At 41.0% G+C, this 13,623-nt stretch carries 12 protein-coding genes; 6 read left to right on the top strand and 6 right to left on the bottom strand.

The window, feature by feature from the left end:
* Positions 1-37: 37 nt before the first annotated feature.
* Entirely contained in the window at positions 38-1,468 is a 1,431-nt protein-coding gene (locus tag CDG62_RS11970) for a pyridoxal phosphate-dependent aminotransferase (RefSeq protein ID WP_087528408.1), read from the bottom strand.
* A 227-nt stretch (positions 1,469-1,695) separates the two neighbouring features.
* On the opposite strand from CDG62_RS11970, the gene msrB reads away from it, so the two are divergent.
* The 5 genes from msrB to CDG62_RS11945 all read left to right on the top strand — a co-directional run bounded on the left by msrB (position 1,696) and on the right by CDG62_RS11945 (position 6,496).
* Positions 1,696-2,115, top strand: a complete 420-nt coding sequence (msrB, locus tag CDG62_RS11965; RefSeq protein ID WP_005399615.1) for a peptide-methionine (R)-S-oxide reductase MsrB — start codon at positions 1,696-1,698, stop codon at positions 2,113-2,115.
* Positions 2,112-2,594, top strand: coding sequence for a glutathione peroxidase (locus CDG62_RS11960; RefSeq protein WP_087528409.1), 483 nt, complete (start codon positions 2,112-2,114; stop codon positions 2,592-2,594). The genes msrB and CDG62_RS11960 overlap by 4 nt, the downstream gene beginning before the upstream one ends.
* 21 nt (positions 2,595-2,615) lie before the next feature.
* A complete protein-coding gene (locus tag CDG62_RS11955; RefSeq protein ID WP_171405752.1) occupies positions 2,616-3,467 on the top strand; it encodes an AraC family transcriptional regulator in 852 nt (283 codons plus the stop codon).
* A 47-nt stretch (positions 3,468-3,514) separates the two neighbouring features.
* Positions 3,515-4,126, top strand: coding sequence for a LysE family translocator (locus CDG62_RS11950; RefSeq protein WP_087528411.1), 612 nt, complete (start codon positions 3,515-3,517; stop codon positions 4,124-4,126).
* A 180-nt stretch (positions 4,127-4,306) separates the two neighbouring features.
* A complete protein-coding gene (locus CDG62_RS11945) occupies positions 4,307-6,496 on the top strand; it encodes a TonB-dependent receptor (RefSeq protein ID WP_087528412.1) in 2,190 nt (729 codons plus the stop codon).
* Between the two features lie 55 nt (positions 6,497-6,551).
* Here CDG62_RS11945 and dapC read toward each other — a convergent pair whose 3' ends face one another.
* The 5 genes from dapC to CDG62_RS11920 all read right to left on the bottom strand — a co-directional run bounded on the left by dapC (position 6,552) and on the right by CDG62_RS11920 (position 12,987).
* The gene (dapC, locus tag CDG62_RS11940) at positions 6,552-7,721 is read right to left on the bottom strand and encodes a succinyldiaminopimelate transaminase (RefSeq protein ID WP_087528413.1); all 1,170 of its coding nucleotides are present in this window, start codon (positions 7,719-7,721) and stop codon (positions 6,552-6,554) included.
* Between the two features lie 24 nt (positions 7,722-7,745).
* Positions 7,746-10,412 carry a [protein-PII] uridylyltransferase gene (glnD, locus tag CDG62_RS11935; protein ID WP_087528414.1) on the bottom strand — a complete coding sequence of 889 codons (2,667 nt, stop codon included), beginning with the start codon at positions 10,410-10,412 and terminating at the stop codon, positions 7,746-7,748.
* 28 nt (positions 10,413-10,440) lie between these two features.
* Positions 10,441-11,655, bottom strand: coding sequence for a formate-dependent phosphoribosylglycinamide formyltransferase (gene purT / locus CDG62_RS11930; protein ID WP_171405711.1), 1,215 nt, complete (start codon positions 11,653-11,655; stop codon positions 10,441-10,443).
* 235 nt (positions 11,656-11,890) lie between these two features.
* Positions 11,891-12,238 (bottom strand): L-valine transporter subunit YgaH, encoded by a 348-nt coding sequence (gene ygaH, locus CDG62_RS11925; RefSeq protein WP_087528416.1) that lies wholly within the window; start codon positions 12,236-12,238, stop codon positions 11,891-11,893.
* On the bottom strand, positions 12,235-12,987 hold the full coding sequence (locus tag CDG62_RS11920) for an AzlC family ABC transporter permease (RefSeq protein WP_087528417.1): 753 nt from the start codon (positions 12,985-12,987) through the stop codon (positions 12,235-12,237). The genes ygaH and CDG62_RS11920 overlap by 4 nt, the downstream gene beginning before the upstream one ends.
* A gap of 101 nt (positions 12,988-13,088) precedes the next feature.
* Between CDG62_RS11920 and CDG62_RS11915 the strand changes: the two genes are divergently transcribed.
* Complete coding sequence (locus CDG62_RS11915) at positions 13,089-13,571, top strand: hypothetical protein (RefSeq protein WP_087528418.1); 483 nt, start codon at positions 13,089-13,091, stop codon at positions 13,569-13,571.
* The last annotated feature ends 52 nt before the right edge of the window (positions 13,572-13,623 follow it).

The raw sequence follows: 13,623 nt of genomic DNA, 5'->3' as shown, positions 1-13,623 counted from the left end.
AACCGTACACAAAGTACGGTTTTTTTTAAGTGATCAATTAACGCATTTTCGCAAGGAAACGACCTACACGGGTAATGGCTTCACGTAGTTCATTTTCAGCAGGGAGGAATACCACACGGAAATGATCTGGTGTAGGCCAGTTAAAGCCTGTGCCTTGAACCAGAAGTACTTTTTCCGCACGAAGTAAATCAAGCATCAGTTTTTCATCATCTTGAACTGGATAGATTTCTGGGTCTAATTTCGGGAAACAATACATCGCGCCTTCAGGTTTAACACAAGATACACCAGGAATGTCATTCAACATTTGCCAAGCAATATTACGCTGTTCGTACAAACGACCACCTGGACGAATTAAATCATTGATTGATTGGTAACCGCCTAAAGCTGTTTGGATCGCATACTGTGCTTGGTGGTTGGCACACAAACGCATAGAAGCGAGCATGTCTAAACCTTCAATATAATCGACCGCACGAGACTTATCACCTGTGATGGCCATCCAGCCTGAGCGGTAACCCGCAATACGGTATGCTTTAGATAAACCATTGAATGAAATACAGAGTTGGTCACCCGCTAACGCTGCTACAGAAACATGCTCAATACCGTCATAAACGATTTTGTCGTAAATTTCATCTGCAAACAAAATCAAATCATGCTTTTTAGCCAATGCGACAATTTGCTCAAGTACATGACGTGGATAAACTGCACCTGTTGGGTTGTTAGGATTGATAATCACGATACCGCGGGTACGTGGTGTGATTTTACTTTCCATATCCACAACATCAGGATACCAAAAGTTTTCTTCATCACATTTATAATGAACAGCTGTACCGCCTGAAAGATTTACCGCAGCCGTCCAAAGGGGGTAGTCTGGCATAGGCACGAGCATCTCGTCACCATCATCTAACAAGCCTTGCATGGCCATCACGATCAATTCAGAGACACCATTGCCGATATACACGTCATTGACATGCATATCTAAGATGCCTTTTTGTTGATAGTACTGACAGATGGCTTTACGCGCAGGGAAAATCCCTTTTGAGTCGGTATAGCCCACTGCATTTGGCAGGTTTAAAGCAACATCATTAATAATCTCTTGAGGAGCTTCGAAACCAAACGGTGCAGGGTTACCAATATTAAGTTTAATAATTTTATGACCAGCTTCCTCCATTTCATTGGCCGCTCGTAACACTGGTCCACGGATGTCGTAGCATACATGCTCGAGCTTAGACGATTTTTTTATTTCGCGTGGGGTGTGGAGAGTGTTCGGCATTTTGATGTTCTCGGAAAGAGTGGAGGTCACTTTTGCATAACGGTATAAATAACTTTTAAATGTTTCAGTTGTCACCAGATCGAGATCATGTTCATCTCTGAGTAAGGCAACAATTTTTTCATGCGTAAAACCCACCTGTTGATATTGTTTAATCGTAGGCAGTAGATGTTTAAAAATAACGCTCTTTTTTTGCGACATTTTTTAATCCTAAGCAAGAATGTCAATAAGACTAACACTAAATTTGCTCACAAAAAAGCATTTAAGAAAATAAATTGCTTACCATTTTTATAAATTGCTTTCTTTTTGCTTTTATTGGAATTATAGGTCTTTTGTAAATTGTGAATTAAACACTAGAAATTTTAAGATGAATCACGTAAATATAGGATTATCCTATTTTAAATAGCAAGATAGAAAGGGAAGTAATCATGGGAAAACTCAATAAAACAGACCGAGAATGGCAAAGAGAGTTATCACCTGACGAATTTCGCATTACGCGACAAAAGGGGACGGAACCAGCCTTTACGGGGAAATATTGGAATACGAAACAAGCAGGCACTTATGTATGCCGTTGCTGTGGTACGCCATTATTTAATTCTGAAAACAAATATGACAGTGGTTGCGGCTGGCCAAGTTTTTATAAGCCACTCAATACGACTGTGATAGAAGAGCATCAAGATACAACACATGGCATGGTGCGTACCGAAATTGTATGTCATCACTGTGATGCTCATTTAGGCCATGTTTTTACAGATGGACCTGAGCCAACAGGTTTACGTTACTGTGTAAACTCGGCTTCATTAGAACTAGAAACACAAGAAAAAAGTGATGAGGATACTTATCCATGACCAACATTTATCAGTTTGAAGCGGAATTGTTAGATGGAAAAAATAAATCTTTTGCTGACTATGAGGGTGAAGTGCTGCTCATCGTCAATACGGCCAGTAAATGTGGTTTTACACCACAATTTGCAGGGTTAGAAAAAATTTACGAGCAATATCATGCGCAAGGGTTTGAGGTGCTAGGCTTCCCTTGTGATCAATTTGGGGGTCAAGATCCGGGTAGCAATGAGCAAATAGGAGCGTATTGTCAGAAAAACTATGGGGTGACTTTTCCCATGTTTTCCAAAGTCGATGTTAAAGGCCCAGAAGCCCACGCCATATTCCGGTATTTAACCAATAACAGCAAAGGGATTCTCGGCAGCGGCATTAAGTGGAATTTTACAAAATTCTTGATTGGTAAAGATGGTAAAGTAATTAATCGTTATGCGCCAACCACTAAGCCTGAAGCGATTCAGGCAGATATTGAAAAAGCATTACAACAATAATCGGTTGATGTGTCGTCTGTGATGAGAGAGCAAGGTACTTCAGTTGAATTTTGGAGTGATCCGTGCATGCCCTATGTGGAAACACGTCGGGCGTGTACAAGTCATGCTTGTTATAAAGCCCATAGTCATCCGACATTTTCAATTGGTGCGGTGGATCAAGGCAACAGTATTTTCACTAGCCACTTCGGTGGAACGCAACAAATAGATGCGGGTACCTTGGTATTGGTTCCTGCGCATGTAGAACATGCTTGTAATCCTGTTCTAGATCAGGCTTGGAGCTATCAAATGATGCATTTAGATGCACGTTGGTTGAACCAGTTATTACAAGAAACTAGACATGAGTATACTTGTCATGACATTCCGCAGTTCAAACCTATGTTGTATAAACAGCCAAAGATGTATCAAGACTTTAGCTGTCTTAACAGGCAATTATTTGATACTGAACTGTCGTATTGGGAAAAAGAACAAACTTTAATCACAACACTTACTGAGCTTTTATTTCCATATATTCAGCTAGAATTGCTTGCTCCCCAACACTATGCACAGCAAGAGTTTAAGCAGCTTTTATCGATGATTCAGGATGCTGATTTGTTTTTATCATTAGAGCAAATGTCGCAAGAAGTCCAGTTGAGTCGATATGCCATTATTCGGTTATTTAAATCATCTCTAGGTATGACGCCGCACGCTTATCAATTGAATCATAAAATTAATGATGCACGCACTTTTTTAAAACAAGGTATGGATATAGCACAACTCAGTTATACACTCGGCTTTAGTGATCAAAGTCATTTTCATCGTGTTTTTAAAAGTTTAACGGGTACCACGCCAAAGCTCTATCAAAAGCAACATCGCGCAATTTTATCCAAGAGTTGATCATTATCCGTCATTAGGCTTATCTCACTTTTAAAGAGGGATAAGTGATGGAACTTTTTATTGTTATTGCTGTGACGCATTTTGTGGCTTTACTTTCTCCTGGCCCCGATTTTTTCCTCATTCTGATGACGGCATTAAACAATGGTCAACGAAGGGCACGATATACAATTTTTGGTATAGTGGCTGGGAATGCTTTTATTCTAGCGCTGATTTTTACTTTACTGGGGTGGCTTGGACATATTCATGCTTATGTTCTGCTATTGTTACGCGGATTAGGTATTGCTTATTTATTGTATTTGTCTATGCAATGTTTTCGCTATAAGCATCATGAGAATGTTGAAGTTCAAGCGTGTGATCCTGCACCTCCTCAAACGAGAACTCTATGTTTTACTCAAGGTTTACAGTCAAGTTTGCTGAACCCTAAAAATATGATGTTCTATAGTAGTTTGATATTGCTGGTTTATTCAAAATTTGATGTTTATACCTTGCTTTTAATGAGTCTCTGGATGGTGACTGTGGTTCTGATGTGGAATCTATTGTTGCTTAAGTTATTGAGTTGGAAGCGCTGGAATCATTTTTTAACCCAGCGGCTCAACTGGCTTTATAAGTTGTCAGGGTGCTGCTTTGCCTTTTTTGCACTCGTTTTGCTATTAGGTTGACTAGTCAGATGAGAATCTTGAAGTAAAAGTAAATCAGTTGTCTGATGTCATAAGTTATAACAATGGAATAATTAATTCTCATTTGAATTTACAATTTAAATGAGAGTTAAATCAGTTTGATTAAGACCAATTCTCATTTACTATCAGGCTCGAATTTTAGATTGATGAAAAGGGTAGGAAATGGTTAAGCTGAAACCATTGGTGTTAATGATGGCATGTGTATCTGGCTACAGCATTTCATATGCTGCCGAAGCTCCAGTATTCGTTGAATCTGACTCCTCATCTCAGGCAAATGATGTGACAGCTTTGGAAACAATCCGTATAGTTGCGAGTGCTGATGCTTCTGCAAATGGTTTAATGGAGGCTTTCGCTGGTGGACAGGTTGCGACTGGCGGGCGAGTAGGTGTCTTTGGTAACCAGAAAAATTTAGAAAACCCATTTAGCTTAACCAGCTATACCAACCAATACATTCAAGAACGTCAAGCAAAGAGTGTTGGGGATGTTTTACAAGCTGATCCATCCGTTCGTTTAGCTAAAGGTTTTGGTAACTTTCAGGAAACTTATTTTATTCGTGGTTTCGTTTTGGCCTCTGATGATACAAGTTATAATGGCCTGTATGGGATTTTGCCACGTCAATACATTCCTACAGAATTATTTGAGCGAGTTGAAGTTTTCAAAGGTGCTTCGGCATTTTTAAATGGTGCAATGCCGGGAGGTTCTGGCATTGGTGGTTCTGTTAACTTGGTGCCTAAACGCGCAGCCAATGAACCGCTCAAACGTGTAACAGCAGGTACAGATTTTAATGGCGGTTACTTATCAACTGATGTATCTGAACGTTTTGGTGAAAATGATCAATATGGTGTACGTGTAAATACGGCATACCATGGCGGTGATACAGAAGTTGATAAAGAAGATAATTCGCTTGGATTGGCTTCGATTGCGCTTGATTATCGGGGTGATCAACTGCGTTTATCAGGTGATTTAGGATACAACAACAACCGTCTTAAAGAAAACCGTCCAAGTTTGCGTTTGACCAATGCGGTAACTTCGGTCCCAAGTGCATCACAATATGCGGATTATCATGGACAATCATGGACATATTCTAATGAGGAAGATGTCTTTGGTAGTTATCGTGCAGAATATGACTTTAATGATGCTATGACTGCTTATGCTGCTTATGGTTTCCGTGTTAGTGAAGAAGCGGGCGTATATTCTAGTCAGCAACTTAGTAATACGGACACGGGCGCTGCTTCTTTATCTGCCTCAACAATTTTACGAAAAGATAAAAACAATACGGGTGAAGTAGGTATTAAAACTAAATTTAATACTGGCACATTAAGCCATAATGCCGTTCTTTCTGGTTCGATATACCGAGCAGATAAGCGCTATAGTTATGGTTATGCTACAGGAGTGGCTGATAACTTCTATAACCCTATTTATAGTAATGAGTCTAATATTGATAAATGGCTAGGTTCTAAAGGAACTTATCCAAAAGCGAATGTGGCGACTTTAAGAAGTGTGGCTTTAGGCGACAATATTTCCGCTCTAGATGATCGATTAACGGTTATGTTTGGGGCGCGTTATCAAGAAATAGATCAAGATGTTTATTCATATGGGGTCTACAAGCACAACATTAATAAAGATAAAGTGACGCCTGCAATGGGTGTAAGTTATAGAATTACGCCTGAATTGGCGGTTTATGGCAACTATGTCGAAGCTTTGGTACAAGGTGATGGACTGTTAGACAGCAGTACTGGTAACTATTATGTTGCCGATCCTTTTGTGTCAAAACAAAAAGAAATTGGCTTGAAATATGAAAATGGTGCAATTGGTGGTGGTTTAAATTATTTTAATACTGAACGCCGCAAAGCTGCTGTAAATACGGCAGGTTCAGCCCAATTTACTGATGCGAAAAATATTCATCAGGGTATTGAATTTAATGCCTATGGTCAATTAACCGATGCAGTTCGCATCTTAGGTGGCGCAACGTGGATTGATACTGAGCAAAAAGAAACGTATCAAGGTTTGTTTGACGGTAACCAAGTGATTGGTGTGCCAGAGTTTCAGGCGAATGTAGAAGCAGATTGGAAATTACCTGTACCACAAGATGTTTCAATTAATGGTCGTGTGATTTATACTGGTAGTCAGTACGCAAATAATGCAAATACATTAAAATTAAACGATTGGACGCGTGTAGATGTGGGAGCGAATTATAAAACCCAGATTAATCAGGTTCCAACAGTAATTAATTTTGGTATTACCAACTTATTTGATAAAGAGTATTGGGCTTCAGCAAGTACCAATGATTATACATACTTAACATTGGCACAACCTCGTACATTTACTTTAAGTGCATCATTTGATTTTTAATCGAATGAAAAAGAAAACCTCCTTTATAGGAGGTTTTCTTTTTAGATGAGCTTGTTTACAAAATCGCTTTTAAGCGTTTAATCACTTGCTCACACTGTGCAAGATCTGCAACTAGTGCAAGACGTACATGGTTTTCGCCTGGGTTACCTTGCTCAGTATTTCGTGACAAATAACGTCCAGGAAGTACTTTGACATGTGCTTTTTCCATGAGCATTTTTGCAAAAGTTTCGTCATTATCTACTTTTAACCAGTAGTAAAAACCTGCATCTGGTTTTTGTAGGGGCAGTAAATGGCCTAATTCCTTTTGAAATAAATCAAATTTTGCGCGATATTGCACACGATTTTCTTCAACATGCGCTTCGTCATCCCATGCTGCAATCGAAGCCAATTGGTGCTGTACAGGCATCGCCGCACCATGATACGTACGGTATTGTAAATAAGGTTTGAGCAATGCTGCATCACCCGCGACAAAGCCAGAACGCATACCCGGTAAGTTTGAGCGTTTAGACAGTGAGTGGAATACGACACAGTTTTTGTAGTCGTCTCGCCCTATTTCAGCACAAACCTCGAGTAGACCCACAGGTGCAGTATCAAACCAAAGCTCTGAGTAGCATTCATCTGATGCAATCACAAAACCATATCGGTCTGACAGTGCGATTAATTTTTTGAATTGTTCTTTTGATAAAACCGCACCAGTCGGATTGCCCGGTGTACAGACAAATAACAGGGCAGTTTTCTCCCAGACTTCAGCAGGTACAGCATCAAAGTCACCGAGATAACCATTTTCTTCGGTGCAATTTACAAAGTATGGTTTTGCTCCAGCAAGTAAGGCTGCACCTTCATAAATTTGATAGAACGGATTAGGCATCACCACATAAGGCGCATCTTCACGATTCACCAATGCTTGCACAAAAGAGAAAATTGCTTCACGGGTGCCAGAAACAGGCAATATATTGTTTTCTGCACTAATCTGATTGAGTTGAAAACGACGGGTCAGCCAGTTTGCAATACTGGTGCGTAATTCGGGTATACCTTTACTGTTTGGATAGGTCGATAAATGCTGAAAATTATCGATAATGGCTTGTTTCACAAACTCGGGTGCAGGATGCTTAGGCTCACCAATCGAGAGTGGAATGAGGGGTAAGTCTGCGGGAGTAATATCCTGAAATAGTTTATTCAACTTTTCAAAAGGATAAGGGTGTAAAAGGGATAAACTCGAGTTCATGAAACAAAATACCAGTGTGTATTGTTAATGTTGACCGCAGACCTGACTAGAGGCTTCATCTAAGGCTGATTTTAGTTGTGCAGCAAAAGTTTCAGCTTCAGTTTCAGTCATGGGTTGACCATCTTTTTTGGTGACAAAGAAAATATCTTCGGCACGCTCACCTAGGGTGGCAATTTTAGCAGAGTGAATATCTAGACCTTGCATCATAAACAACCCGCCTACTTTGGCAAGTAAGCCAGGATGGTCAAGTGTTGCAATTTCGACCATGTTTTGTTGCAGTGCTTCATTCAACGTAATATCAACGGTGTTTTCAATGTCGAAATGGCGTAGCTGACGAGGGATGCGACGCTGCATGAGTCCTGGATATTTATCTGAATTGGCTAAGGCATCTTTTAATGCTGACAGCACTTTTGCTTCACGTTCAGGGTCTGTTAGCAGCGTACCAAAACGGTCAAGAACGACATAAGTGTCTAAGCTAAATGCTTTGGTCGCGGTAATAATACGTGCATCTTGTACGTCCAAATTCATACGATCTAGAATAGCAACCGTTGTTGCAAACAGATTGGGCTGATCTTGGGTATAAATAAAGATTTGTACTGCATCTTGAGCAAATTTACGCTGTGCACGCATTAAAACCAACGGTTCAGGGTTATCACCGTGCTGTAAAATAGCGCGTGTATGCCAAGCAATTTCATCGGCAGATTCTTTGAGGAAATATTCATCTCCCAGTTCTTGCCAGACTTTTTCGACATCATCTAGTGCAAACTCTTCGACTAGTTGTTCGCTGGCAGAAAACTTGGTGTCCTCGATGAGCATTTGATAATCCACAGGACGGCCTAAACCTGAGCGAATCACGTCACGTGCATGCGTATAGAGCTGACGCATCAGTGATGCGCGCCACGTGTTCCAAAGCGAGGGATTGGTGGCATTAATATCTGAAACAGTCAAGGTATACAGATAGTCGAGATGTTCCATGTCGCCCATTTTCTCAGCAAACGCTTTAACCACATCGGGGTCAGAAATATCTTTCTTTTGAGAAGTGACAGACATGAGTAAATGGTTTTGGATGAGCCATGCGACAAGGTTGCATTCACGTTCGGTAAAACCATGGCTACGACAGAATTCAATCGCATCGCTTGCACCCAGCTCACTATGGTCACCACCACGGCCTTTAGCGATATCATGGAAAATGGCAGCCAAATATACAATGTCACGACGTGCAAGACGTTGGAACACCGAACTCACGACAGGGAAGTCTTTGGCAAACTCAGGCTCTTTGAAACGGTTTAAGTTGCGCAGTAGCAGTAAGGTATGTGCATCAACGGTATAGATATGAAACAAGTCATACTGCATCAACCCCATAATCTGCCCAAATGCAGGAATATAGTTACCTAAAACGCCATAACGTTTCATTGCTACCATGGTTTCATATAAACGATGCGGGGAGCGAATGATGGCCATAAACAGGGCTTGATGTGCTGGATTATCTCTATATTTTTGGTCAATTCGTTTAGCTGCCAAAACTAATAGTCGTAGCGTACGCGCGCGAATGCCTGTAATTTCAGGTCGATTGGCCAATATATAGAAAATTTCTAAAATAGCACTTGGGTTTTCAGAGAAAATCTTATGGTGTTGAACGGCTAGCTTACCGTCAACTAGTTTAAAATTTTCATTGATTTCTTCAATGTTGCGCTCATAGTTCGGCAGGCGTGGGGTAATTACAGATTCATTGAAATAAGCCAATAGCATTTCATTCAGCGTGGTGACTTGTTGAGCGCTTCGATAATAACGCTTCATGAATTGTTCAATTGGATAATTCGGTGATTTGCCTTCTTCACGAACATAGCCAAACTTTGCGGCAATGTCACGTTGATAGTCAAACAGTAAACGGTTTTCATCACGTTTCGTTAGGCGGTGTAGGTGATGACGAATTTCCCAGAGGAAGCTTTCGGCTTCTTCTAATACACCTAACTCAAACTCCGAAATAAAGCCTAAATGCACCAAGTCATAAATACGATTGACGCGGAAATGCCGCTTGGCAATCCAACCAATTTGGTTAATGTCTCGAATGCCGCCCGGCGCATTTTTTATATCGGGTTCTAGGTTACTTTCCGTAAAGTTATGCTGTGCATAGCGCTTGGCTTGTTCTTCCATTTTTGCATCATAGAAGGTTTTGTCTGTCCATGTTTGCGAAACAATGCGACGAGGCCATTTGGCTAAGTGTTCATTGCCCGTAATTAAACGGGATTCGATGAGGGCGGTGGCAACAGTTAAGTCAGAGGTTGCTTGCTCAACACAGTTGGCAATGGTGCGCACACTAATGCCGGGCTTGAAATTGCCAACATCCCAAAGTGAAGAAATAAAGACAGAAATAAGTTTTTCTTGTTCTTCACTAAACTCATCTTCAGACAAGATCATGATGTCTACGTCTGAGTAAGGCAACATCTCGCGGCGACCATAGCCACCAACGGCAAATAAACTTAAGTCTGTCTGATCGAGTTTTGCATATTTCCATAGGAAAATAAGTGCTTCATCGGTCATATTTGAACGCGTTAAAATGACATCACGGATGGATTGGCCATGATCAAAACTTTCTTGTAATTGATTTTCGACATCACTACGCCATTGATTAATCGCTTTGATGTCGTGATTACTGCTGACATAGTTAAGCAGTGGAGAAGTATTGATCATGAACCGTATCCGTATATTTTAACAACGCTTAATTTTGATGAACGCTAACCAGTGTAGCAGCTTGTACAGCTAGTTCACGCGCTTGGTCAGTTGTTTCTGCACGTGCTGTCGCAACGCCCATACGGCGACGTGTAAAGCCTTCTGGTTTCCCAAAAATGCGTAAATCAGTATTTGGGTTTGCCAAAGCAAGATTTAAGCCAGAAAAAGATAAGTTATTTGCATCCATACCTGCATAGATCACGGCGCTTGCTGCAATGCTGTGACGAGCTGTATTTACAGGTAGGCCTAAAATTGCACGTGCATGTAGTTCAAATTCACTTTGGAACTGAGAGGCAAGCGTCACAAGACCTGTGTCATGTGGGCGTGGTGATACTTCACTAAACCACACTTTATCACCTTTGACAAAGAGTTCTACACCGAAAATACCACAGCCACCCAATGCGATGGTGACTTTATTAGCAATACGTCTTGCTTCGTCGAGGGCCACTGGTGACATGGCTTGAGGCTGCCAGCTTTCAACATAGTCGCCTGCGTCTTGGCGGTGACCAATTGGGTCGCAGTACGAAGTTTCAATATCACCTGTTTCAGGGTTTTTTGAACGGACTGTTAATAGCGTAATTTCAAAATCAAAATCAATTTGAGATTCTACAATTACTGTCCCTTGATTTACACGACCACCTGTTTGTGCATATTCCCACGCAGCATCAACTTCTGAGAATTCTTTTACGCGGGATTGGCCTTTGCCAGAAGAGGACATGACCGGTTTTACAAAGTTTGGATAACCAATGTCATCACATGCAGCACGGAAAGATTCTAAAGTATCTGCAAAACGGTAAGCTGAGGTTGGTAACCCCAGTTCTTCCGCAGCTAAACGACGGATGCCTTCACGGTTCATGGTTAAATTGACCGCTTTTGCAGAAGGGATGACGGTTGCAATATTATCTTGTTCGATTTCAACCAATACTTGCGTTGCAATGGCTTCAATTTCGGGAACAATGAGATTCGGCTTAATTTCCTGAATGAGCTGTTTCAGCGCTGCCGCATCTGCCATATTCAAGGTATAGGCATAGTGTGCCACTTGCATTGCAGGAGCATGGTCGTAACGGTCAGCAGCATGAACTTCTACACCTAAACGTTGTAAAGAAATCACAACCTCTTTCCCTAGCTCTCCAGATCCCAATAGCAGGACTTTAAATGCTGAAGGCTGAAGTGGAGTACCAATAGTAACGCTCATGTAAATCATCCATGCTTGATTTTATGGGCTTTTAGCATAGCAGAACTCTTAAAAGTGTTCAGGGTTCATTCACATAAATTAATGATATTGTCCAACAATTTTTTTTATAATGCTGTGCATTCCAACATCAAAATTTTCATGCAAAAGGATGCCAAATAAATTTTTTAAATCAAGCTGGAAATGACTTGCATAAATTGAATAGCATTAAAGAGCACTTCAAGTTCCGATAGATGTAAGATATGGGCTAAAAAGGCATAGGAATATAGGTATAGACCAAGCCATAGCTCAGTGCGGCGGTAAGTGTAGCAGGGACGATTTGCTTAAATTTGAAATAAAGCCCAGCTAATACAATAAAGCCGATCAACATGGCAAAACTTTTATTGGGCGTGTCTAATAAAGGAGGCAAAGTCGCAACCACGAGCATTGAAGTAATCGCCGCGATACCAATCGAACCCAATGCAATTTTCAACCATAAAGCACCGCGTTTCTGTGAACCTTGCTGGAACTTTTGAATGACGAAGAATGGGCCAAAACGAGAGGCAAAATTTGCAATACCCACTAAAATGCCGACCAAGATAATTTCGATATTCATGCTTGATCTCCCATATGTTCCGGGTCTGGATTTTTCAGTACATAATGCTTAAACAAACCTGCAAATATACCCGAACTAATACCAATAAAAATCGCAGCGGATAAGTCGATAAAATAGCAGGCAATGGCAGATACAAGAATGGTCACAGCCACAACAAAAGTGTGTTTCTTTTCAAAAGCTGCCAATAAGAAACTTAAGAACAGTGCAGGTAATAGAAAGTCTAGAGCGGCTTGTAAAAACTGGGGTAAATGACTGACTTGGTCTGAAAACATTCCACCCAGAAAAGAACCTGTAGCCCATGCGAGCCAACTAAACAGGCTTAAACCGAGCATCCAAGACTCAGACCACTCTTGACGACGTTGTGACAGTTTAATCATGCCTGAGGCAAAGACTTCGTCGGTTAGTCCCCATGACCAAATAGCGGTTTTTTTTAAGTTCAGTTTATCTTGAATTAAGTTTTGTAGCGCAGGGCCATAGAGTAAGTGACGAATATCTAGGGCAATGACAGTGAGGGCAGTCATCCAAATAGACGTGCCACTACCCAATAGTGCAACCACTAAAAACTGACTGGCCCCTGCATACATTGAGCAGGATAAAAATAAAGCCTCCCATGCACTAAAACCAAACTGGGTTGCAGATACACCAAAGGCAAAAGAAACAGGTAGATAGGTAAAGATAATCGCTTGGCTATCCTTAGCCCCTTGCCAAAAGCCAGCAGCTTGCGCAGAAGTGGGATTAAGTTCGGACACAACACACCTTGAAGAAGACTTTATCGATGGGTCAAAATTGATTGTGTATTGTAACTGAATTCACTAGCATAGTGCCCAATTGTTTGTTGAGGCGTTTAACCATGTTGAAGCTCGAATTACGTACTTTAGGGCTGACTGCTATAATTGTAAGCAGTTTACTTTTACAAGCTTGTGGACAGTCAGAGCAAGCTCCTGAACAAAAAGTAGAAATTAAGGCAGCGCCAAAAATTACCAATGACGCTACGGAATATGCCCAGCGTGCTTGGGTATTTATCAATGAAGTAGACGGCTTGGTCTATAACAAGCAACTGGATCAGATTGAAGCCAAAGTCCGTCATCCTGCACGTAAACTGAGTACGGACTGGCGTATCAATGTCAAAATGACAGATTCAGTAACCGAAGGGAAATACGCACTGTGCCGTAAAGCCTTGACCAGTTTAGAAGTATGGGCACGTGAGACTTTAGAGGGTTCTTCGAGTGTTGCACAGAAACAGAGCGATTATGAACGTGATAAAGCACAATGTCGGGGCGCAATTGATAACCCAAGTTTAGGCAATACGGACCCTAAAAAAGTAGGGGTTTAAGACCTAAATAGTGTGACCAAAAGCGAGTTTTTACAACTCGCTTTTTTATGGT

Origin of the sequence: Acinetobacter sp. WCHA55, assembly GCF_002165305.2 — a bacterium.
Lineage (GTDB): Bacteria > Pseudomonadota > Gammaproteobacteria > Pseudomonadales > Moraxellaceae > Acinetobacter.
The sequence above is the reverse complement of the archived record's forward strand: the minus strand, read 5'-3'. Positions and strand labels throughout refer to the sequence as shown.

Excerpts from the sequence above, each read along its gene's own strand:
- CDG62_RS11970 (WP_087528408.1), bottom strand. The coding sequence starts at position 1,468 with ATGTCGCAAAAAAAGAGCGTTATTTTTAAACATCTACTGCCTACGATT.
- msrB (WP_005399615.1), top strand. The coding sequence starts at position 1,696 with ATGGGAAAACTCAATAAAACAGACCGAGAATGGCAAAGAGAGTTATCA.
- CDG62_RS11960 (WP_087528409.1), top strand. The coding sequence starts at position 2,112 with ATGACCAACATTTATCAGTTTGAAGCGGAATTGTTAGATGGAAAAAAT.
- CDG62_RS11955 (WP_171405752.1), top strand. The coding sequence starts at position 2,616 with ATGAGAGAGCAAGGTACTTCAGTTGAATTTTGGAGTGATCCGTGCATG.
- CDG62_RS11950 (WP_087528411.1), top strand. The coding sequence starts at position 3,515 with ATGGAACTTTTTATTGTTATTGCTGTGACGCATTTTGTGGCTTTACTT.
- CDG62_RS11945 (WP_087528412.1), top strand. The coding sequence starts at position 4,307 with ATGGTTAAGCTGAAACCATTGGTGTTAATGATGGCATGTGTATCTGGC.
- dapC (WP_087528413.1), bottom strand. The coding sequence starts at position 7,721 with ATGAACTCGAGTTTATCCCTTTTACACCCTTATCCTTTTGAAAAGTTG.
- glnD (WP_087528414.1), bottom strand. The coding sequence starts at position 10,412 with ATGATCAATACTTCTCCACTGCTTAACTATGTCAGCAGTAATCACGAC.
- purT (WP_171405711.1), bottom strand. The coding sequence starts at position 11,655 with ATGATTTACATGAGCGTTACTATTGGTACTCCACTTCAGCCTTCAGCA.
- ygaH (WP_087528416.1), bottom strand. The coding sequence starts at position 12,238 with ATGAATATCGAAATTATCTTGGTCGGCATTTTAGTGGGTATTGCAAAT.
- CDG62_RS11915 (WP_087528418.1), top strand. The coding sequence starts at position 13,089 with ATGTTGAAGCTCGAATTACGTACTTTAGGGCTGACTGCTATAATTGTA.